This is a genomic window from Exiguobacterium sp. s64 (assembly GCF_018618035.1).
GTDB classification, from domain to species: Bacteria; Bacillota; Bacilli; order Exiguobacteriales; family Exiguobacteriaceae; genus Exiguobacterium; species Exiguobacterium mexicanum_A.
Map to the genome: position 1 here is coordinate 23,440 of NZ_JACSLH010000009.1, position 21,920 is coordinate 45,359.

Annotated in this window: 27 protein-coding genes; 22 read left to right on the forward strand and 5 right to left on the reverse strand. The window is 51.2% G+C overall.

Going from position 1 to position 21,920, the window contains the following annotated elements; genetic code table 11:
* Positions 1-21 precede the first annotated feature (21 nt).
* The 19 genes from ssb to KNP64_RS14860 all read left to right on the forward strand — a co-directional run bounded on the left by ssb (position 22) and on the right by KNP64_RS14860 (position 17,293).
* Entirely contained in the window at positions 22-531 is a 510-nt protein-coding gene (gene ssb, locus KNP64_RS12240) for a single-stranded DNA-binding protein (protein ID WP_024371077.1), read from the forward strand.
* 40 nt (positions 532-571) lie between these two features.
* Positions 572-802 (forward strand): 30S ribosomal protein S18, encoded by a 231-nt coding sequence (rpsR, locus tag KNP64_RS12245; protein WP_015880232.1) that lies wholly within the window; start codon positions 572-574, stop codon positions 800-802.
* 150 nt (positions 803-952) lie between these two features.
* On the forward strand, positions 953-2,944 hold the full coding sequence (locus tag KNP64_RS12250; RefSeq protein WP_138860243.1) for a DHH family phosphoesterase: 1,992 nt from the start codon (positions 953-955) through the stop codon (positions 2,942-2,944).
* A complete protein-coding gene (gene rplI, locus KNP64_RS12255) occupies positions 2,941-3,384 on the forward strand; it encodes a 50S ribosomal protein L9 (RefSeq protein ID WP_214793762.1) in 444 nt (147 codons plus the stop codon). Before KNP64_RS12250 ends, rplI begins: the two co-directional genes overlap by 4 nt.
* A gap of 17 nt (positions 3,385-3,401) precedes the next feature.
* Complete coding sequence (gene dnaB, locus KNP64_RS12260) at positions 3,402-4,754, forward strand: replicative DNA helicase (RefSeq protein WP_021067865.1); 1,353 nt, start codon at positions 3,402-3,404, stop codon at positions 4,752-4,754.
* A gap of 236 nt (positions 4,755-4,990) precedes the next feature.
* Positions 4,991-6,280, forward strand: coding sequence for an adenylosuccinate synthase (locus KNP64_RS12265; RefSeq protein ID WP_214793758.1), 1,290 nt, complete (start codon positions 4,991-4,993; stop codon positions 6,278-6,280).
* A 120-nt stretch (positions 6,281-6,400) separates the two neighbouring features.
* Positions 6,401-7,111: a response regulator YycF gene (gene yycF, locus KNP64_RS12270; RefSeq protein WP_034780323.1), complete on the forward strand. Its 711-nt coding sequence runs from the start codon at positions 6,401-6,403 to the stop codon at positions 7,109-7,111.
* Between the two features lie 3 nt (positions 7,112-7,114).
* Positions 7,115-8,956: a cell wall metabolism sensor histidine kinase WalK gene (gene walK, locus KNP64_RS12275; RefSeq protein WP_138860241.1), complete on the forward strand. Its 1,842-nt coding sequence runs from the start codon at positions 7,115-7,117 to the stop codon at positions 8,954-8,956.
* Positions 8,956-10,341, forward strand: coding sequence for a two-component system activity regulator YycH (gene yycH / locus KNP64_RS12280; protein WP_214793755.1), 1,386 nt, complete (start codon positions 8,956-8,958; stop codon positions 10,339-10,341). The genes walK and yycH overlap by 1 nt, the downstream gene beginning before the upstream one ends.
* Positions 10,328-11,152 carry a two-component system regulatory protein YycI gene (locus KNP64_RS12285; protein ID WP_138860240.1) on the forward strand — a complete coding sequence of 275 codons (825 nt, stop codon included), beginning with the start codon at positions 10,328-10,330 and terminating at the stop codon, positions 11,150-11,152. Before yycH ends, KNP64_RS12285 begins: the two co-directional genes overlap by 14 nt.
* Positions 11,153-11,165: 13 nt before the next feature.
* Entirely contained in the window at positions 11,166-11,957 is a 792-nt protein-coding gene (locus KNP64_RS12290; RefSeq protein WP_138860239.1) for an MBL fold metallo-hydrolase, read from the forward strand.
* 51 nt (positions 11,958-12,008) lie between these two features.
* Complete coding sequence (locus tag KNP64_RS12295; RefSeq protein ID WP_214793752.1) at positions 12,009-13,277, forward strand: S1C family serine protease; 1,269 nt, start codon at positions 12,009-12,011, stop codon at positions 13,275-13,277.
* Positions 13,278-13,314: 37 nt separating this feature from the next.
* Entirely contained in the window at positions 13,315-13,476 is a 162-nt protein-coding gene (locus KNP64_RS12300; protein ID WP_128123822.1) for a CxxH/CxxC protein, read from the forward strand.
* A gap of 83 nt (positions 13,477-13,559) precedes the next feature.
* Positions 13,560-14,039 carry a 23S rRNA (pseudouridine(1915)-N(3))-methyltransferase RlmH gene (gene rlmH, locus KNP64_RS12305; protein WP_214764160.1) on the forward strand — a complete coding sequence of 160 codons (480 nt, stop codon included), beginning with the start codon at positions 13,560-13,562 and terminating at the stop codon, positions 14,037-14,039.
* Positions 14,040-14,216: 177 nt separating this feature from the next.
* Positions 14,217-14,555: a hypothetical protein gene (locus KNP64_RS12310; RefSeq protein ID WP_128123823.1), complete on the forward strand. Its 339-nt coding sequence runs from the start codon at positions 14,217-14,219 to the stop codon at positions 14,553-14,555.
* 187 nt (positions 14,556-14,742) lie between these two features.
* Positions 14,743-15,684 (forward strand): hypothetical protein, encoded by a 942-nt coding sequence (locus tag KNP64_RS12315; protein WP_128123824.1) that lies wholly within the window; start codon positions 14,743-14,745, stop codon positions 15,682-15,684.
* Between the two features lie 3 nt (positions 15,685-15,687).
* Positions 15,688-16,416, forward strand: a complete 729-nt coding sequence (locus tag KNP64_RS12320) for an alpha/beta fold hydrolase (RefSeq protein ID WP_214764158.1) — start codon at positions 15,688-15,690, stop codon at positions 16,414-16,416.
* Positions 16,417-16,646: 230 nt separating this feature from the next.
* The gene (locus KNP64_RS14855) at positions 16,647-17,006 is read left to right on the forward strand and encodes a hypothetical protein (RefSeq protein ID WP_251126438.1); all 360 of its coding nucleotides are present in this window, start codon (positions 16,647-16,649) and stop codon (positions 17,004-17,006) included.
* On the forward strand, positions 16,994-17,293 hold the full coding sequence (locus KNP64_RS14860) for a hypothetical protein (protein WP_251126439.1): 300 nt from the start codon (positions 16,994-16,996) through the stop codon (positions 17,291-17,293). Before KNP64_RS14855 ends, KNP64_RS14860 begins: the two co-directional genes overlap by 13 nt.
* A 49-nt stretch (positions 17,294-17,342) precedes the next feature.
* Here KNP64_RS14860 and KNP64_RS12330 read toward each other — a convergent pair whose 3' ends face one another.
* The 3 genes from KNP64_RS12330 to KNP64_RS12340 are packed head-to-tail and all read right to left on the reverse strand — an operon-like array spanning position 17,343 to position 18,551.
* Positions 17,343-17,714, reverse strand: coding sequence for a VOC family protein (locus KNP64_RS12330; protein WP_214712500.1), 372 nt, complete (start codon positions 17,712-17,714; stop codon positions 17,343-17,345).
* 53 nt (positions 17,715-17,767) lie between these two features.
* Positions 17,768-18,031, reverse strand: coding sequence for a hypothetical protein (locus KNP64_RS12335; RefSeq protein ID WP_214712499.1), 264 nt, complete (start codon positions 18,029-18,031; stop codon positions 17,768-17,770).
* Between the two features lies 1 nt (position 18,032).
* On the reverse strand, positions 18,033-18,551 hold the full coding sequence (locus KNP64_RS12340; protein ID WP_251126440.1) for a hypothetical protein: 519 nt from the start codon (positions 18,549-18,551) through the stop codon (positions 18,033-18,035).
* A 120-nt stretch (positions 18,552-18,671) separates the two neighbouring features.
* Between KNP64_RS12340 and KNP64_RS12345 the strand changes: the two genes are divergently transcribed.
* The gene (locus KNP64_RS12345) at positions 18,672-19,130 is read left to right on the forward strand and encodes a peptide-methionine (S)-S-oxide reductase (RefSeq protein WP_371815348.1); all 459 of its coding nucleotides are present in this window, start codon (positions 18,672-18,674) and stop codon (positions 19,128-19,130) included.
* Between the two features lie 29 nt (positions 19,131-19,159).
* Here the strand turns inward: KNP64_RS12345 and KNP64_RS12350 are convergent, their stop codons facing one another.
* Positions 19,160-19,402: a hypothetical protein gene (locus KNP64_RS12350; protein ID WP_214712495.1), complete on the reverse strand. Its 243-nt coding sequence runs from the start codon at positions 19,400-19,402 to the stop codon at positions 19,160-19,162.
* Positions 19,403-19,421: 19 nt separating this feature from the next.
* Positions 19,422-20,054: an HNH endonuclease family protein gene (locus KNP64_RS12355; protein WP_214712494.1), complete on the reverse strand. Its 633-nt coding sequence runs from the start codon at positions 20,052-20,054 to the stop codon at positions 19,422-19,424.
* Positions 20,055-20,309: 255 nt separating this feature from the next.
* Between KNP64_RS12355 and KNP64_RS12360 the strand changes: the two genes are divergently transcribed.
* Positions 20,310-21,503: a DUF4317 domain-containing protein gene (locus KNP64_RS12360; RefSeq protein ID WP_214715369.1), complete on the forward strand. Its 1,194-nt coding sequence runs from the start codon at positions 20,310-20,312 to the stop codon at positions 21,501-21,503.
* 24 nt (positions 21,504-21,527) lie between these two features.
* A complete protein-coding gene (locus KNP64_RS12365) occupies positions 21,528-21,902 on the forward strand; it encodes a hypothetical protein (RefSeq protein ID WP_214793749.1) in 375 nt (124 codons plus the stop codon).
* Positions 21,903-21,920 lie beyond the last annotated feature (18 nt).

Below are 21,920 nucleotides of genomic sequence, written 5' to 3' on the forward strand. Positions count from 1 at the left end.
TTGCGAAAGGGGAGCTTTGAGATGATTAACCGAGTTGTGTTAGTTGGTCGATTGACACGCGATCCAGAAATGCGTTATACGCAGAGCGGGATTGCCGTAACTCGCTTCACTCTCGCTTGCGATCGTCCATTCACTGGACAAGATGGGAAGCGCGAGGCGGACTTTATTGATTGTGTCGTTTGGCGCAAACAAGCAGAGAACGTAGCACAATATTTGAAAAAAGGCAGCATGGCCGGCGTAGACGGTCGCCTTCAAATCAGTAGTTACGAAGGTCAAGATGGCCAACGTCGTTACCGGGCAGAAGTCGTAGCCGATAGCGTACGCTTCCTTGAACCACGCGGTGCTTCAACGCAACGTGATACAGCACCGGCTGGAGATGTCTTCGGTGGTGGTGAGTCAAGTGGATCAGGATGGGGCGCAGCCGCTTCTTCGACTTCATCTCAGTCCTCGAACTCAAACAAAGGTTTTGAAGCTGACCCGTTCTCGGGTGGCGGAAAAATCGACTTATCGGATGACGATCTACCATTTTGATCGCGTCGATTCGAAACTAAACTAAAAAGGAGGTCTTCACATGGCACGTCGTCCAGGAGGTCGTCGTCGTCGTAAAGTATGTTTCTTTACGTCGAACAACATCACTCATATCGATTATAAAGACGTAGAATTGCTCAAACGCTTCGTTTCGGAGCGTGGTAAAATTCTTCCACGTCGTGTGACTGGTACTTCAGCGAAATACCAACGTCCACTTACTGTCGCTATCAAGCGCTCACGTCAAATGGCTTTGCTTCCATACGTTGCAGAGTAATTTTTGACACACGGCTTATCCCTCGGGATAGGTCGTTTTTTGTTTTCCGAGCCGATGTAGGAGTGTAAGTGAAACGGACGGATATGGTATGATAGAGCAGAAACCATTTAGATATCATGGGTGGAACACCACTCATTTTAGGAGGCACACATGTACAGTGGTGAAGCAATAACATCAGTGAAGAACCAGTACGCGCGTCACGCCGTTCCATATGTGATTGGACTGCTTGTCGCGTTAGGATTGGCGTTCTACAGCATTGTGGCGGCAATCACCCTGTTCGTGGGCACGCTGATTTTTTTCATCTATCAGCAAGTGACGATTCGACGAGAACGCAAGGCGTGGGAACAATACGTCCATTCTTTGTCGCATCGAATCGAAGACGTCGGGAAAGAAGCGCTCACCGGCATGCCGATTGGGATTCTCGTCTTTGACGAAACTCGTCGCATCAGCTGGTTCAATGAACAGTCTCGACTCATCTTTGAGCTCGAGATGGAACTCGGGATCTCGATCGATTCGATTCACTCGGCGTTCACCGAGTTGATTGAGGAAGAAGAGGACGAGGCGACCATCGAAGTCGGAGACCGCGTTTATCGGGTCCTCTACAATAAGGAATATCAGACCCTTTACTTGTTCGACATGACGGATGAGGCAGAGATTGAACAAAAATACTCGGAAACACAGACGGTGATCGGCGTCTTATACTTAGACAACTATGACGAGATGTCAACCGCTGTGGATGAACAGGTCCGGAGTGAAATCAATCGACGCGTGACCGTCCTCTTGAACCAATGGGCTCAAAAATACCACATCTATATGCGTCGAACGGCAGCCGATCGTTTCTTTCTCGTGATGAACGAACGGACGCTCTCCGAACTCGAGAACAATCGATTCTCGATTCTCGATGAGGTCCGTGAGGCGACGAAAGAGCATAAAATTCCGCTCACACTCTCCATCGGGATCGGTTGTGGGGAGACGACGCTGACGGAACTGGGGAACTTGTCGCAATCGAGCCTTGATTTAGGGCTCGGACGCGGCGGGGATCAAGTCGTCGTCAAACGTCATAACGGGAAAGTCCGCTTTTTCGGCGGCAAGACGAACCCGACCGAGAAACGGACCCGGGTTCGCGCCCGCGTCATCTCGAACTCGATGCGTGATTTGATTCGCGAGTCGAGCCGTGTCCTGATTATGGGGCATAAAAACCCGGATATGGACTCGCTTGGAGCATCCATCGGCATCATGAAACTGGCTGAATTTGTCGGACGTGAGGCGTACGTCGTCATCCCGGCCGGCGAGACGAGCGTTGGGATCCAACGTCTCGTCAATGAAGTCGAAAACGACGAAGAGCTGTATAGCCGTTTTTTGACCGAGTTCGAGGCTCAACCCCTCATCGACGAACAGACGCTCCTCGTCGTCGTCGATACGCACCGGCCGTCGCTCGTCATCTCGCGGGATATTCTAGACCGCGCGGAACGGGTCGTCGTCATCGACCACCATCGCCGTGGTGAAGAGTTCATTGAAGATCCGGTCCTCGTCTATATGGAGCCGTACGCATCCTCGACGTGCGAACTCGTAACGGAGTTGATCGAGTATCAGGCCGGTACGCGCAAGCTATCGATTTTAGAAGCGACGTCGCTCCTCGCAGGTATGGTGGTCGACACGAAAGGATTCACCTTGCGGACCGGGTCGCGGACGTTCGATGCCGCTTCCTTCCTTCGGATTCAAGGGGCAGACACCGTGCTCGTCCAGCACTTCATGCGGCAAGACCTCGATTCGTATATCGAACAGTCTCATATTCTCGAAAACACGGACATCTATTCCGACGGCATGGCGATCGCCGTCGCCTCGGACGATGAAGTGCACCATCAAGTGTTGATCGCCCAAGCCGCTGACCAGCTCCTTAATATGGAGGGCGTCAAAGCATCGTTCGTCATCGCCGTCTTACCTGACGGCCGAACCGGCATTAGTGCCCGTTCGCTCGGTGATGTCAACGTCCAAGTCATCATGGAGATGCTGGACGGGGGCGGTCATTTGACGAATGCGGCGACACAATTGAACGTGAGCCCGGAACAGGCGAAAACGTTATTACAAGAAGCGATTGATCATTATATGACAGATGAAACAGAGGGAGAGGATTCTGAATGAAAGTCATTTTAAAAGTAGATGTTAAAGGTCAAGGTAAAGCTGGTGACGTCAAAGACGTCGCGGACGCTTACGCGAAGAACGTACTCTTTAAAAAGAACTTGGCGGTCGAAGCGACACCGGGTAACTTGAAGGCGTTCGCCGCAAAAGAGCGACGCGCCGAAGAAGCGGCTGAAGAAGAATTGAAACAAGCCCAGCAGTTGAAGGACAAGCTTGAAAAAGAGACGATCGTCGTCAAGACGAAGTCAGGTGAGGGCGGTCGCGTCTTCGGATCGGTCACGAGCAAACAAATCGGTGAAGCGTTGAAAGGGATGGGCTACAAGATCGACAAGCGTAAAATCGAGCTCGAACACCCAATCAAAGCGCTCGGGTTTACGAAAGTGCCGGTGAAGTTGCACCACGACGTCACGGCTATGTTAAACGTTCATGTTCAAGAAGCGTGAAGGTGAGGTAGACACGTATGAGTGATGCGATTCAAGTCAATACCCCCCCACATAGCGTCGAAGCGGAACAAGCTGTCCTCGGGGCCGTCATTCTCGATTCCGATCGGCTGATCACGGCCTCGGAACGGGTCGACCCGGACGACTTTTATCGTGTCAGCCATCAACGGATCTTTGAGGCGATGCTGAAAATCAATGACCGGGGCGAACTCGTCGATTTGGTCACGCTCAGTTCGGAGCTTCAAGCCCAAGGTATTCTCGATGAGATCGGTGGATTGAACTATTTGGCGGAAATCGCCGAGGCGGTTCCAGCCATCGGGAACATCGGGTATTATTTGAACGTCGTCGATCAAAAGGCGGCACTCCGCCGCTTGATTCGGACTGCGACGAATATCGTCTCGGACGGCTATGAACGCCAAGACGAGGTCGATGCCGTCCTGTCAGATGCTGAGCGGAACATTTTGAAAGTCTCGCAACGAAAAGGGCAGTCGAGCTTTCATCCGATCGGTTCGGTCTTATCGGACGCTTACTCGACGATTGAAAAACTGCACCAATCGAGCGGGGAGATTACCGGCATCGCGACCGGGTTCAGCGATCTCGACAAGATGACGGCCGGGTTTCAACGTAACGACCTCATTATCGTCGCGGCCCGTCCTTCCGTCGGGAAGACGGCCTTCGCCCTCAACATCTCGCAAAACGTGGCCGTCCGTACCGGCGAGAACGTCGCTATCTTCAGTTTGGAGATGGGTGCCGAGCAGCTCGTCATGCGGATGCTCTGTGCGGAAGGCAATATCGACGCCCAGCGTCTGCGGACGGGTCGGCTCGAGGCCGAGGACTGGGGGCGACTCTCGCTCGCCATGTCGTCGCTGTCACAAGCCGGTATCTATATCGATGACACGCCGGGTCTTCGCGTCAACGAGATCCGGGCCAAGTGCCGCCGCTTGAAACAAGAGCACGGCCTCGGCATGATCATGATTGACTACTTGCAGCTCATCGTCGGGAACGGTAAGCCGGGCGAGAACCGGCAACAAGAAGTCTCGGAGATTTCACGTACGCTCAAAGCGATCGCGCGTGAGCTTCAAGTGCCGGTCATCGCCTTGTCCCAGCTCTCACGTGGTGTTGAGAGCCGTCAAGACAAGCGGCCGATGATGTCGGATATCCGGGAATCCGGGGCGATTGAGCAAGATGCCGATATCGTCGCGTTCCTCTACCGGGACGACTATTACGATAAAGAGAGTGAAGACGCCAATACGATCGAGATCATCATCGCCAAACAGCGTAATGGTCCGACCGGCACGGTCAAGCTCTCGTTCCGAAAAGAATATAACAAGTTCGTCAACATGGAGACGCAAGCTTTTGCGCCACCGATGTAGGACGAGTCATTCCGCCAAAGGCGACGTCACGAGACGTCGCCTTTTTTGTCGGTCTTTGGACCTAAACGTATTCAATTTTTGAAGAATTCATTCGTTGGATGAGAAATGATGCGTCAATAACGAACGAAAGGTTACAACATAAAAATATCGTTCGGTATTAGGTTGACTTTCGCGAGAAGCAAGTGTACACTTACGGATGGTTTGAATAGAACGTTTATCTACAAGGAGGATTCATTATGTCATCAGTAGTCGTAGTGGGAACGCAGTGGGGCGATGAAGGTAAAGGGAAAATCACGGACTTCTTATCGAAGCAGGCCGAGGTCGTCGCGCGTTATCAAGGGGGAGACAACGCTGGTCATACGATCGTCTTCAACGATACGAAGTATAAACTTCACTTGATTCCATCGGGGATCTTCTACTCGGACAAAACATGTGTCATCGGGAACGGGATGGTCGTCAATCCGAAATCGCTCGTCACGGAGCTCGCGTACTTGCACGAGCGTGGCGTGAGTACGGATAACCTCCGCATCTCGAACCGGGCCCACGTCATCTTGCCGTACCACCAATTGCAAGACAAGCTCGAAGAGGACGCGAAAGGCGACGCCAAAGTCGGGACGACGCTCAAAGGGATCGGTCCTTGCTACATGGACAAAGCGGCGCGTATCGGGATTCGCATCGCTGACCTTCTCGACAAAGAAGTGTTCGCTGAGAAGCTCAAGACCGTCCTCGCGATTAAAAACCGCATGTTCGTGAAGATGTATGAAGTCGATGCGATTAAATTCGATGACATCTTCGAAGAATATTACGCGTACGGCCAACAGTTCGCCAAGTACGTATGTGATACATCGGTCGTGTTGAACAACGCGCTCGACGAAGAACAGAAAGTGTTATTTGAAGGCGCACAAGGTGTCTTGCTCGACATCGACCATGGAACGTACCCGTTCGTCACATCATCGAACGCAGCTTCAGGCGGCGTATCGAGCGGTGCCGGAATCGGACCATCGAAGATCCATCACGTCGTCGGCGTCTGTAAGGCGTACACGTCACGTGTCGGAGACGGCCCGTTCCCGACCCAGCTTGACGATGAGATCGGTCACACGATCCGTGAAGTCGGAAAAGAGTACGGTACGACGACAGGACGCCCGCGTCGCGTCGGTTGGTTCGACTCGGTCGTCGTCCGCCACTCGCGCCGCGTCAGCGGCATCACAGACCTTTGCCTCAACTCAATCGACGTGTTGACAGGTCTTGAGACGCTCAAGATTTGTACGGCATACGAGTTCGAAGGCAAGCTCCTCGACGAGTACCCACCGAACTTCCGCGTGCTCGAACAGTGCAAACCGGTGTTTGAAGAGCTCCCAGGCTGGACAGAAGACATCACAGGCGTTCGCAAGTTCGAAGACTTGCCGGTGAACGCGCAGAACTATGTCAAGCGCATCGAAGCGTTGACAGGTATCGAATTGTTGACGTTCTCGGTCGGACCGGCACGTGAGCAGACGGTCATCTTACGTGATATTTACGAAGCATAAGACAGAGAGCCCTCGTGGCTCTCTTTTCATTTCCACGGAAATGGACCACGCTTTCTAACCTATAGAAAAAGAGTTACAATGTAGACATGTACGTTTAACGATAAGAGGAGGACTCACTGAATGGATCGTACGATTTTAGTGGTAGATGACGAACAACCAATCGCAGATATATTGAAGTTTAAGCTTGAAAAAGAAGGTTACCAAGTCCACGTCGCCTATGACGGGGAAGAGGCGCTCGTGAAAGTCGAAGAAGTCAAACCAGATTTGATTTTGCTCGACATCATGTTGCCGCTCAAAGACGGTATGGAAGTATGCCGTGAAGTCCGGAAGAAGTACGATATGCCGATCATCATGTTGACGGCGAAAGACTCTGAGATCGATAAAGTGCTCGGACTCGAGCTCGGTGCTGACGATTACGTCACGAAGCCGTTCAGCTCGCGCGAGCTCTTGGCCCGCGTCAAGGCGAACATGCGCCGTCATGCAACGGCCCCGGCCCCAGAAACGAAAGGTGCCAACGCCAATGATATCGTCATCGGTGACTTGACGATTCATCCGGATTCATACATGGTCACGAAACGGGAAGAGAAAATCGAACTGACACACCGTGAGTTCGAGCTCATCCATTATCTTGCCCAAAACATCGGGCAAGTCATGACGCGTGAGCATTTGCTCCAGACGGTATGGGGCTATGACTACTTCGGCGATGTCCGTACGGTCGATGTGACGGTCCGACGTTTGCGCGAGAAAGTCGAAGACAACCCATCGACGCCGACGTATATCATCACGCGCCGTGGTGTCGGTTACTATTTAAAAGCAGGAGAAGAAGACTAAACGATGAAACGGACGAACTTCTTTAAATCTATCCAGTGGAAGCTCGTCGTCATCTATGCGCTGCTCATTCTTGTTGCGATGCAAGTCATCGGAGTGTACTTTGTGCGCTCCCTCGAACGACAATACATCAACAACTTCTCGCAGTCGCTCGTCGATCGCGCCAACCTTCTGAGCTATAACGTCAGTGAAGGGATCGCATCGAACGGCGGTGACTCGACTTCGGACCAGCAGTTGAACCAGGTACTGGATCAACTGCTGTCTGAGTTTACGGAGAGCACGACGCTAGCTGATGACATTCGCGAAGTCCAGATTATCGACACGAACAGTGTCGTCCGGGCGACGTCGAATCCGAATAACCAAAGTCTCGTCGGACAACGGACGGCGAACTCGTTTATTCAAAAATCGTTTGCGACGAGCGGAGCGCAAGAGACGCTCGTCTATGAAGACTCGAACGAACGCATGCGTGTCGTCGCCGTCCCGGTCAAATCCAAGGTCGATGGGACGACGACCGGTATGATCTATATCGAGGCCTCGATGCAGTCCATCTATAACCAAATGGAACAAGTGACGAGGATTCTCGCGACCGGGACGCTCATCGCTCTCATCATCACATCGATCCTTGGGGTGTTGCTGTCACGGACGATCACGCGACCGATTGCGGATATGCGTCGTCAAGCCGTCGAGATGCGAAAAGGGAATTTCTCGCGGAAAGTTAAAGTCTATTCCGACGACGAGGTCGGCCAACTTGCTTACGCCTTCAACGAATTGACCGATGAACTCATGGAGGCGAACGCAACGACGGAAGCCGAACGGCGCCGCTTGACGAGCGTCCTCGAGAACATGTCGGACGGGGTCGTCGCGACGGATCGCTCCTTGCGCGTCATCTTGATGAACGACCAAGCCCGCGATATGATCGGGCTCGCTGAAGAAGAAGCGATGGGCGCGAACCTACAGAACTTGCTCGAATTCGATGACGAGATCGTCATTCCGGAAGACGGGACGATGCCGCCAAAACTGATCGACCTCAGTACGGACGAAGAACTATTCCTCGTCCGCGCCTACTTCTCACCGATTCAAAAGCATAGCGGACCGATCACCGGTCTCATCGTCGTTCTGCACGATGTGACCGAGCAAGAACAAGTCGAGCAAGACCGCCGCGAGTTCGTCGCGAACGTCAGCCACGAGCTGCGGACGCCGCTCACGACGATGCGGAGTTACCTCGAAGTGCTCGCGGAAGGCGCATACAAGGACGATGAGCTCGCCCCGCGCTTCCTCGAGACGACCCAGAATGAGACGGAGCGGATGATTCGCCTCGTCAACGATCTGTTGCAGCTATCGAAGATGGACAGCAAAGAGTATACGATGCAAAAAGTGAAGTTCGATTTTATCCAGTTCTTCAACGACATCATCGACCGGCATGAGATGACGAAAGGCGAGACGATCCAGTTCCGCCGGAAGCTCATGAAACGCCGGGTATACGTCCACGCCGATCAAGATAAGATGACGCAGGTCATCGACAACATCATTACGAACGCCATCAAGTTCTCGCCAGAAGGCGGGACGATCACGTTCCGGACGATGCTCCGTGCCAAGCGACTCGTCATCGGTATTAAAGATGAAGGGGTCGGCATTCCGAAATCGAATTTGAAGAAAATCTTTGAACGGTTCTACCGGGTCGATAAGGCTCGGGCCCGCAATATCGGCGGGACCGGACTTGGTTTGTCGATTGCCAAAGAAGTCGTTTCCGCCCATGGCGGCGACATTTGGGCCGAGAGTGAGTTCGGACGCGGGACGACGATTTACTTCACCATCCCATTCGATACGATCGTGGAGGTGAATGACTGATGGAACGACCACGCTTCTTGGCGAAGCCAGAACTAGTGAAATCGCTCGTCTTGCTCACCTTGATCGTCACGTCCATCGTCCAAACGGTCATCCTCTGGGACTACCATCCGAAGTATCAGTCGGTCCAGTCAGAGACGCAAGTCGCGACGGTGGATGAGTCGCTGCAGCGACAACCGCGCCAAGTCATCGTACCGGTCCAGACGGTCGTCCACGAGAACAACGCCGTCTTCGCCACGAAAAACTCACCGAAACAGATTATGCGTGTCATCCGGGAGTCGTTCGAGGCGAGCGAATTTAAACCGCTCGCCGTCAAGAACGTCCCGAGTTTGTATGCGGGTGTCGATGAGGCCGTCGAATTGATTTTACCGGAGCCGTATTATGCGGATACACTCAGCTACATGCTTCCGGGCTCATACAGCTTGTCCGGGAAAGTGCCACAGCGGGCCCTCATCTTCATGGAGGACGACACGTGGCGCATCCGCACGATCATGAGCGACCAATCACTTTGGGAAGGGCGTTTGTCGAAAGTCGGCCAAGGGGACGTCAACAGTCTGTTCTTGAAAGACTCAGACCGATCGATGCGTCGTGTCACGTACACGGATGAACGCGTCAACTACATCCCCGTCGTCGGACCGGAGATGAACGAGCTGTTCGCTTACGACGTATCTCAGATTCAAATCTCGGCCCGTCTCGATTGGATGCGCGATACGTTCTTCCCGGGCGACCCGAACGTGCAGGAAGTCGATCCGGCCAGCTCCGTGGGCGCACTCACGAACGGGATTAGCGTCGCCGAATATGATGCGAACCTGAACGCGAGCCGTTATCGAAACTTATCACGCAACAGTTCGGAACAGGAGTCGGTCATCGGACTCGACACGATCGTCGAGTTCGTCAACTTCCACGGAGGTTGGGTCGATGAGACGTCGGAGAGCCAAGGTTTGTCGCTTCGGTTTGATGCGATCACTCCGGCCAACAAAGGCTTTGAAACGACCGTGTTCCGGTTTCACGTGAAGGGTTTCCCGGTGTTCAGTCAACGGGAGGCGTTTATCAATAACGATGCCGTCGACTTATCGACGTTGCGTGTCGAGAACGACGGGACACAAGTCCGGTCAATCACTCGGCACCATCTCGAGATCGATCGCTTGATCTCGGTCGGGACGACACAGCTCGCGGACGGACAAGATGTGGTCGATACGCTCGTCAATGCCGGACGATTTGAAAACGTGACCGAGATTCGACTCGGATATGAGATCGAATACAATGAAGACACGAGCCGTTACGTCACGTTCTCCCCGAACTGGTTCGTTCGGGAAGCCGGAAGATGGATCCCATTCGATCAACCGGATGACTGGACAGAAAGGATGATGTATCGTGGATTGGAGTAAAGCGAAAACGATTCTTCTCTTCGCCTTCCTCGCGCTGAACATCTACCTGTTGTTCCAGCTTTTGACGGAAACGTGGGCGACAGAGGTCGTGACGAACGATAATACTTCGATCGCGCAAATCTTGGACCAACGAAACGTCGATGCGTCGAAGTTGCCGCGGATGGGTCGGGATATCGGTTATTTGACGGGGTCGTCGGAACAGATGTCGGCCTCGATGATCACGAAGAACCGGGAAGCCCAACTGGCGACGACGCTCGACAATATGCAACTCGAAGTCGAGCTCAAACAGCCGGTCCCGCTCGATCAAGACGATTTACGGACGACTGCGTCGACGTTCGTCTCCGAGTATGTCCCGTTCGGTTCCGAGTATGCGTATTGGCGCTATGACGCCGAGACGCGTCAAGTCGCCTTCGTACAGACGTATGAGAACAATAAGATCTTCTCGAACCCCGAGATCGATGGGGGGACCGAGCAGTACATCGGTCCGTCGCTCCTGTTGCTTCAATTGAACGAAGCGCTTGAAGTGACCGACTATAAACAACGTCATTTGACGAACTTGTCCTCGAAGTCGCAAGACGATCTCGTCTTGACGGCGAGCGAGGCGATCTCGCAACTCGCGGCCCGGAAGTACTTCCAGCCGAACCAAGAGATGCGGGCCATCAACACGGGCTTCTATAGCCTGCCGCTCGACAGTTCCGGCAGCTTGATCATCATGCCGCCGCTCTGGTCGATTACGATTGACGAGGACGTCTACTTCGTCAATGCGATCGATGGGACCGTCGAACGGGTCGAATTTGATTCAGAAGAATGAAAGGAGTGATCGAGTGACTTTACGCTATAGTGTGCTTGCGAGCGGTTCGACCGGGAACGCCCTCTACATTGAGACGGAACGGGCGAAATTGCTCGTCGATGCCGGATTGACCGGGAAGGCGATGCAACAACGCATCACCGAGATCGGCCGATCGTTTGATGGGATCGATGCACTGCTCGTCACGCATGAGCACTCCGACCATATTAAAGGTGTCGGGATTCTCGCTCGAAAATATAACTTACCGATTTATGCGAACGCGAAGACGTGGGATGCGATGGAATCGTTGATTGGAAAAGTCGACCCGGCCTTGAAGTTTCACTTCGAGGTAGGGGAGATTAAACAGTTCGGCGATATCGAAATCGAGTCGTTCAACGTCAGCCATGACGCGGCCGACCCGATGTTCTACCAGTTCGCGCATGAAGGCAGACGCCTCGCCCACATCACGGACACGGGCTATGTGTCCGACCGAATGAAAGGCGTCATCCGTGGGGCCGATGATTTTATTTTCGAATCGAACCATGACGTCTCGATGCTTCAAATGGGACGGTACCCGTGGAGCGTCAAGCGACGGATTCTCGGGGACTACGGTCACGTCTCGAACGAAGACGCGGCCATCGCGATGAGCGAGGTCATCGGAGACCAGACGAAACGGATTTATTTGGCCCACCTCAGTAAAGACAACAACATGAAAGAACTCGCTCAAATGAGCGTGTCCCAAACACTCGGGATGCGCGATGTCGACCTCGGTCGCATCAAATTGTGCGATACCGACCCATCGACCCCCACTTCGCTCGTTTCTTTATAAGCGAACTTGGGAAAAGACAGGTAATACACTGTCTTGAAGGGGGGACGCGTCGTGAATGAAGAGAGACACCATGAGTATGAGCCTCAAGACGTCGAACCTTTAGAGCACGAAGCAGATACAATGAACGATGTAAAACCGACGTACCCATCTCGTAGCGAATGGCGCCCGAAGCAAGAAGAGCATGTGCGCCATAAGCCGCGAATGAACTTAAAACCGTTGTTACTCGGAGGGGTTGGCGGATTCTTAGGAGCGGCTTTGTTCTTTTTGACGATGATGCTCTGGGATTCCCCAACCTCTCGTTTTGTGACAAATGAACTGATTCGGACGGAACAAGCCGTCACCATCACGGAATCCGACATCACGAGCGCTGTGACGGGCGCTAAGACGTCCGTCGTCAGCATTACGAACATCCAGCGAGCGTTCACCTCGGACTCGCAGTGGGAGGCCGGAGCGGGTTCTGGTGTCATCTATAAGGTCGACGGTGACACGGCGTATATCGTGACGAATTTCCACGTCATCGAAGAAGCGGACGAGATCAACGTCGCGTTCGCCGACGGACAAGTTGCTGCGGCGACGATTCTCGGTGAAGACCCGCTCAACGATTTGGCCGTTGCCTCGGTCGAGCTACCGGCCAATATCGATGTCGCGCCAATCGCGCTCGGCGACTCGACCGTGCTTCAAGCAGGCGAGACCGTCATGGCGATCGGCAATCCGCTCGGCGTCTTTTCAAACTCGGTCACCCGTGGTATCGTCAGTGGTGTCGAACGCACCGTACCGGTCGACACGAACAGTGACGGTCTCATGGATTATAACGCCGAGGTCATCCAGACCGATGCCGCCATCAACCCGGGGAACTCCGGCGGGGCACTCATCAACATCCGCGGCGAGCTCGTCGGCATCAACTCGATGAAAATCGCCGAGGCGAGCGTCGAAGGGGTCGGCTTCTCGATTCCCGTCAACGTCGCGCTGCCGGTCATCGATATGCTCGAGCGTGATGGAAAAGTGACGCGGGCCCAGCTCGGCGTCACGATTCAAGAAGTCATCGCCGTACCCGGTAACGTCCGGGAAGAATACGGCATCAGCTTTGATAACGAGGACGGGGTGTTCGTCGAGGCGATCACGCCCGGCAGTCCAGCCGAAGAGGCCGGCCTTCGCATCGGTGACGTCATCGTCAAAATCGGCGACCGCGACATCAAACGTTACGTCGATTTGCGGGACGCGCTGTATCGTGACGCCACGGTTGGGGATAACGTCACGATTGAATATACGCGACGCGGCAAGATAGGCAAGACCGAGGCCACATTAACTGAAGCAACCTAAAGGAGCGGCGACGCTTCTTTTTTAAGGAGGAAACATTGTGGAAAAAAAAGTATGCAAGGAACATGTTGAAATCGCTTTAGATATCATTGTGGACGAGACGGGGGAATACCCGTTGCTCGAAGAACTATCCACAAGTGGACAAGTGACGTGTGAGTTCTGCGATGTCGACGCAACATATGTTGTGTCAAGCAAAAAATGATTATCAACATGTGGATTTGTGGATAACTCTGTGGATAACCCTATGGATAACTCCAAAAAAACTGTGGAAAAAGGAAGAATTGGATGAATATTTCAATTATCACGGTCGGCAAACTAAAAGAGAAGTATTTGAAACTAGGGATTGCCGAGTATATGAAACGCTTGTCGGTCTATGCAAAAGTGCTGGAAATCGAGGTCGCGGACGAGAAAGCGCCCGAGCATTTGAGTGAGGCGGACATGTTTCTAGTAAAACAAAAAGAAGGCGAACGAATTTTGGCGAAAATCAGTCCGGACACGCATGTGATTGCCTTGGCCATCAACGCCAAGCAACGGACGAGCGAAGAGTTCGCCCGTGAGCTCGATCAACTCGCGACATACGGCAAGAGCAAAATCGCGTTCGTCATCGGTGGGTCGCTCGGTTTGTCGGACGACGTCATGAAACGCTCGGATGATACGATCTCCTTCTCGAAGATGACGTTCCCGCATCAATTGATGAAGCTCGTCTTGTGTGAACAGATTTATCGGGCGTATCGGATCAACCGAAATGAACCGTACCATAAATAACCACATATAAATTTGTTTAGCGTCAAAGGCAACTACTGTCTTTGACGCTTTTTGGGCAGGTAAATATTTTCGGCTACCGAATGCTAATCATATTAAAAAGGTTTAAGAGCATTGAAAATCAAGTATCTACTTTGATTAAAATGTGCATGAACTGAATGATTGGAAGGAGAATTAACTTTGAAAAAAACAGTTTTAATCAATGCATCTTTTTTGGTGGAAGTAGAGGAAACTGAAGTTCACAAAGATTTTGGGATGATTGATCAAGTCACAAACGAGTTATGTCAGGGACAGACAATCAAACTCGGTACGAATGAAGTAGACGTGGAATGGGAAAGTTGCTCTACGGTTGTCTTGGATTCAGCTTCAATGAATTGTGGACAATGCTCAACTTGTGGACGATGGACAACAGACATAGAAAAAAGTAATCCAGTTTTACAATTGTGTAATGGAGCAACTTTTGAGGGGAAGCTGTTGTGTGATGAATGTTTACCAGAAAATCATAGGTGGTCTTTTTAGTAGTGAAACGAAAGACTAGTAGCTGATTTATTTAGCGAGTCGAGCAACTAAATATGGTTTTAACATATTCCTTCCGACAACATAGAAAAACGATTGTTGATTCTTAGTTTCAGATTTACAATAAAAATAATCATAAAATGGTAGTTTTTATAAAAAACATTCTTTAAGCATAGAGGAGTTTTCCATAATGGAATCGAAACGAGAGCGAACGACACGACAAGCATCATTTTTTCAACAATATTTGATTCCAATCACCATTGCTTCGTCTGTAATCGTATCAGGTGCAGTCAGTTACTTTGTCAGCCACTTCAACACGAACGAATCGATTGCTCAAGCGGAGATGCAATCACGTGTCGACGATATGCAAGCAGAATCTGTCAAAACTATCGAAAAAGAAGTACCACAAATCATCAGCGATTTAGATGAATACGATCAAGATTTAGCCCAGCTCGTTCAACAAGTCGATTGGCTGAAGCAAAGTATGACTCCTGTCCGTGACGGACTAAACTATATTAATTCAGCCACGCTTGTTATTTCAGGAGTCAACAGCGTGGTAAGTAATCCGATTCTAGTTAAAATGAGTTCTTCATTAAGTTCTGCCAACAGCACACTGAATGAAATGGACGCTTTTTTGTTCCGATTGGAGCACTTATCGAGCGTCAAAGAAGAGATGGGGAAGACGCGCGAACAAATCAATGAATTGTATGAAAGCTATCAAACTGAGAATGATCCAGCATTACTTTTAGAATTGGAGCATGAATTGGATACCAAACTCGTGTATCAAATTGAAGACGTTCGCACTGCAACGATTGAAGCGAGGGACGTCCTAGAATCATCTAAAGACGTCATTGTGGCAGCAAACTATGCAAACTCTTCTTATCAAAAGATCAAAAACGAGAGTGGAAAAGCCATCGAGAAATTGCAGTTTTGGAAAGACGGAAAGAACGAAAATAAAATTGATCAAGATGAATTTGATCGGATTGAAAAAGAACTTGCGGATTCAAGGGAGCGTCTGAAAGATCTTCCTGAAGAAATGGCCGAGCGATCAAAAGAGACGATTTCATCCATCAATGAAGTGAAAACGGAACTTCAAGTCGTAAGATTGGCTGAAGTGATTCAAGCAGATTAAACCATGAATAAAGAACAATTGATTCAACTCGCAAAATGTAAACTATACACCAAATCAATTCAACACGATTCCGCAAACGTGACGGTCGTCATGGACGCGGGATACGGGGATGACTCAACGGCTTGGAACCCGTTGGTGGAGGATGTTTCAAAGCTAGCCAACGTCTTCTTGTATGATCGAGCTGGTCTTGGGAAAAGTGAAACCAGCGCGAGCCCGAGAACGAGTCGAAACATGATTCAAGAACTGAGACAGTTACTGACGGAAACCAATACAAAACCTCCTTACTTCCTCGTCGGTCATTCTTTTGGCGGAGTGAACATGCAGTTGTTCGCGGATGCCTATGAAGAAGACGTCAGCGGGTTGATTTTAGTGGATGTCAGACCGAAAGACTATCGTGAGCGATTCCTGCCGACGATGTCACAAGACTTTCAACGTGCCTACCATCAGCAATTCGTCCGCGAAGGGAACTACGAAGAGTTCATGGAAAGTTTGAAACAATTAAAAGAGACGGAACTGGCATTACAGACTCCGGTCATCGTCATCGGAGCCGGCAAGAAGGACCACTACTCCAGTGAATCGCAACGATTATGGAACGATATGCAGAAAGAACTCACGCAAATCTCGTCAAATTCCGAATTCGTCCTTGCCGAAGCGAGCGCCCATTACATCCAGCGAGATGAGCCGGAAGTCATCTTGGCCGCCATCAAACGATTGATTGAACGATTCAAATGATTTCCCGAGACCGGCCATCGAACAGCGATGGCCGTTTTTTTCAATGAGCAACCCGCTTATCCGATGTCGTATTGCCGTCAAAAAACCGATGTGATAAAATCACATGGCAAATGATTATCATTATCAATAAGAAATGGGAGAACTTAATCCAATGAACAAGATCGAATTATATAAAACGGCCTTTATCAACGGACTTGATGTCGAGCCAGACGATTGAGTATGACTGGAAGATGTTGAAGCAGTTTGATGAACATCTGCGTCCGGGTGGGGTCGTCATCGTCTCACTCTCGCAAATCACGTTCAGCAATGCGGAGATGGGCCGGAAAGAAAATTATTATCAGGTGTTGGACCGGGAAGACATCGAACCGGTCAGCACGTTCGATTACTATACGTACACGTCGATTCCCGCGTTGAACAGTGGGAGCGTCTATACGGCGCTGTCGCGAGACATTCGTGATTTCAGGTGGGAGTCGCACGAACCGTGGGTGAATAACGGCAAGAACTATTCGGAACGAAAATACGAGATGGTCGAAGCCAGTATAAACAAGCTGTGGAGAATCGTGACATCGAGCAGAATATGGAACGCGTGACAGACATCGTCACGTATTGTCAGACGAAAGGCTATCGCGTCGTCTTGGCGATGGAGCCGGTCCACGCGTCTTACAACGCCTGTTTTGATGAAGCGGTCATGGACCGACTCGTCCATCAACATTTGGCCTCGCTCGAGTTGGACGTCCCGTTCCTGAACTACATGACTGACGAACGGTTTATCCATCAGCGCGAGTACTTTCATAATCCGGACCATTTGAACGGGAAAGGGAGAACGCTCCTATCGTCTCTCGTCTATGAGGATTTGAAACGGCTCGGCTATCTATAAGAAAAGGAAATCTACAATCGCGTAGATTTCCTTTTTGTATGTTCGCGCATCACGTTCGAAGCTCGCTCATCAACGCATGCGTGTTACCCTCCGAGTCTTTGAAAAAAGCCATCCACGTCTCGAGGGTCTCCATTTTCGCGACGAGGTGCGGCTCGTCGATAAACTGAACGCCTTTCGCTAAAAGCTGTTCATACGCCTCAGTGAGATTGTTCACTTGGAGATACAGCACGGAGCTCGCTTTGGCAAAGTCTTCATTCTCAGGACGCGACAACATGAGCCGCACGTCGTTGCATTCTAGAAAGGCGAGGCTGCCGGCTTGGAACAGGAGCGGAATTTCAAGTGTGTCCCGGTAGAAACGGACCGCACGATCCAAGTCGTGCACCGGTACGTAGATTTGTCTGATTTGCTGAATAAGATTCAATCGATATCCCTCCTAAAGTGGCATCTGTGACCGTGTAGCGCATGTATTCTTGATTAACGCGCTTGGCGAATCCGTTGAGCGGTGAACATCCCGAGCGCCAGAAGGACGGCAAGGCCGATCCATGTGAGGACGTAAATCAATGGCGACCCGGTCGTCCCGATGGCCACCTCTTTGTGAAGCGTGGTGACGTTGCCCGCCTCGGCGATGATATCAGGTTCATAATTGAGTGTGCGGATGAATCCGACCCCGAACGTGGCGACGAAATACAACAGGTGAAGCGCGGTCGAGATGAGTATCGCGCGTTTCGTGATCTTCAAGTCAATCTTCCTTTCCGTCTTTCGCATGTTGGCTGTGCGAAAGTTTTTGTTCCATTTGCGTATGTAATTTAGTGACAATCCCGTCCGGATGCGGAGAAATCGCGAGTTGAACATGAACCGGGAACATGGTCCATAAATCGGTCGGATAAGACGAGCCGTCACGCGGCAACCGATGACCTTGAATCGTAAATGATTCGTCATCGTCGTCAAGGTATAATACAAGGGGGACGGACATGCCCGAACCTTGATCGAAGCGATCACCTTCTTGCACGTACTCTTGGATGAGCGCCCAGACGTACACTTCATGTTTCGTCGTATTCGTGTCGAGTATTTGATATGACGTCCACACGTCACCGCCGAAGTTCGGTTCCATCACTTCGGTCGACAAATAGCGTTCCATCTCTTGATGATCAACCGAAACGGACTGACTCATCGAGACAAACGACTCTCCCGTCGTGACAGAATATATGGTTGCGACGATGGTGATGGTCCAAAAGGTGGTCCACATAAGTTTTTTCAAAATAAGTCCCCCATATCTGTTCACCGATAAAAGATTTGAGTTTATCGTAGCGCATTTCTACCTAATCGTGGGAATTATTGACTAAATTTTTAAGGGGAGGATTGGATGTAAACGGTATATATAGCGGGAGGATGCCTCTGGGGCGTCCAGGCGTTCATCAAGACGTTACCGGGCGTCGTCGAGACAGAAGCAGGGCGGGCGAACGGAACGACGGACACGCTTGACGGAGAGTATGACGGCTACGCCGAATGCGTCAAAACGACGTTCGATTCGAGCGTTGTCACGATGAAGGAGTTGATGAATTACTTATTTGAAATCATCGACCCGTATAGCGTCAATCGCCAAGGCGAAGATGTCGGCGAAAAGTATCGGACCGGTGTCTATAGTGCAGACCCAAGCCATTTGGAAGTCGCGCGCACGTTTATCAATAGTCGGAGCGATGCGGACCGAATCGCGGTCGAGGTATTGCCGCTCACGAACTACGTCCGAAGCGCGGACGAGCATCAAGACCGGCTCGCACGATGTCCGGACGATTACTGCCACATTCCTAAGATGTTATTAGACAAGTACAAGCAATGAGCCGACACGGCATCGTGTCGGCTCATTTGTTATACCCGCTCGAGGACGTTCACGAGCAGTTGATGCACGACCTCGTGGTCGCGCACGTCATGCAGTTTGTAGTCTTTCCCGGGCAATGTGTACCACTCGGCCGCCCCGACGTACGTGATGGCGAGCTCGAGCGTGCCGTCTTCCTGGCACGTCGTCCGTAATTCAAGTTCTCCACTGATGACACCGACTTCCTCGGTCATGACACCGTGGGAGGCTTTAAAGATGGAAGATTGCTGGTTCATCGTGAACTCCTTTCAAAACTTAATAGCTGCAGGCGTTGATGGCCGTTTGCAAGGCCGTCTTTTCTGTCGATTGGAGGCTGAGGCCCCAACGGCTCTTCGTCTCAACCCACATCTTCGCATAGGCACAGCGTGCACCGGTACGTGGCGGTTGCCATGTCGACGGATCTTGGTCCCCTTTTGAACGGTTTGAGCTGGCCGAGACGGCGATGAGCTGTGGCCCGTTCAAATCGTTGGCGAAACTTTGACGTTTCGTCGTCGTCCAGCTGCTTGCACCTGAACGCCATGCTTCAGCCAATGGGACGACGTGATCGATGTCGATGTCAGACGCTGATGTGAATGTGATGCCGTCATAGTAACTGTACCACTTACCTGTGGTGACCGGACACTCATTGACGACCGAGTCGGCGTCGCGTTTCAAGACTATGTGCCGCGTGTTACACCCGTTCCCTTGGCTGCTCCAATGGGGGAATAAGTCACGACTATAGCCGGTCATCGACCCTTCATTTTTCACCGTCAAGGCGTTTAATTTAGATAACGCCATTGACTTAGATGGGATACCTGGCGGGAGCGCCGAAGCGGTAGGGGTCGTGAAGTGAAGCGTTGTGGCGACTAAGATGATGGAGAATAACGAACTGATGCATTTTTTGAACATGTTTGTGCCTCCTATTATGTATGACGACTGAACGACGCGCATCGTAAACACACGATGCACATCGACTATACATGGCAAGGAAGTGAGAAATACGCAAATTTACAAAAAATGAATCCGAAGATTATAAAAGTTGAGGTCAGGGACACGATACATGACATCAGACGTCCCGGCTTTAGCACTACCGGCATACGCGCAGGCACCAACTATTGGTATAATGAAATCGGTTTGTAGTAAAGGACGAAGGAGTTGGGATGAATGAATCAAAAAGACATCGCGGCGATCCGCAAGCATTTCAAGTTGAATGCGGAAGCGGTCAAAATCGCTGACATTTATAATATTTATATTCGCCAAGACAGCAACGAGATTTTTTACGAGGAGTTACGCTCGTTCCCGTTCGTCGAGCAGGAGCACCAAGAGCTGTTTCTCGCCAACTTCAAGAAAGTGCTCGGCGGCAAAATCGACGAGAAGTTGTTCGAAGTGAAGTTTCAACATCCGGAGCCGGGCCAGACCGACCATACGCAGACGTTGTTGTATGAGGCACTTCGGACCGACGATATCGAAGAATGGGCCGGTATGATGCAGCGGATCGCGCTCAAGATGGTCCAGGAGGCACCGTTTGAGAAAGATATGGTCGTCACGTTCATTCGCTTCAAATACAATAAGCCGACGCGTCGTCATTCTGAGGAGACAGAAATCGATATGCGCGACGAGGTGTGGACGTCACGATTCATCCTATGTAGCATCAACCAGACCGAGCTCCCGAAACAGTCGCTCGTGTTCGACTATATCGAGCGGGAGTTCAAGTCGAATATCTTCATCAATCCCGTCATCAAGCTCGATGCCCCGATTGGTGGGTTTATGTTCCCGTGCTTCACGGACAACGCCGCCGACGTCAACCATATCTTGTATGCCGCGCAAAAGGCGCATCAACCGGACTTTGGCTTTATCGAGAACGTCTTGAACGGGACCGAGATCGTGACGGCGGTCGAGGAGAAGGCGATGTTCGAGGAGGTCGTCAAGACCGTCATCGGTGAAGAAGTGAACGTCGGGACGCTCGCTACCGTTTACGATGAAATCAACCAGATGATCCTCGCCGAAGCGGAGCGTGAGGACGAGGAAGAGAGCGTGCCGATGATTGACGCCCGCACCGTCGAAATCGTCTTGAAGGCGAGCGGGGTCGAGGACGTGACGACGGAGAAGGTCGAGCAGGCGTTCCAACAAGTCGTCGACGACCGCCAATATGAGATGAAGGCGAGTAGCGTCGTCCCAAAATACACGTCGAAGTCGATTAAAATCAATACGAAAGTCGCCAATATCTCGATCAGCCCGCAAGACTTGAAGTACGTGAGACAAGTGAACGTGAAAGGGAAACGGTGCCTGTTGATTGAATTAGAAGAGGATACGGAGATTGAAGGATTCAAGTTGATCTCGGAAGAACTGCTCGACTAATAAATTCCGACTGGAGGACATCGAGTGCATCCGATAGAGCTGATTGAACATTTGATGGCAGCCGTTATGGTTATGCTGATTTTTGCGGCGTCTTATGTATTTCGCGGGAAATGGCGGACGATGATTCGTCTGTTGGCTGTAATCTGCATCATCACGTATGCGGTGTTTTATGCGATTCGTCCGTCTTTAATCGAGGGCCGGGTCGCGGCGGACGTTGTCATCCTTGAAAACGAACTCGAAGAACGGTACCCGAATGAAACGTTCACCACTACGACGATCCCGTTTCGGACAGAAGGATACGAGAGCACGGATCCATACACGATATATGTGACGTTTTCGAGTGAGCCGGATGCGGAGTATTATTATCAGGTGACAGACGAAGGCGAAGTCGAGCAATGAGGATTCAGTTCGACGATT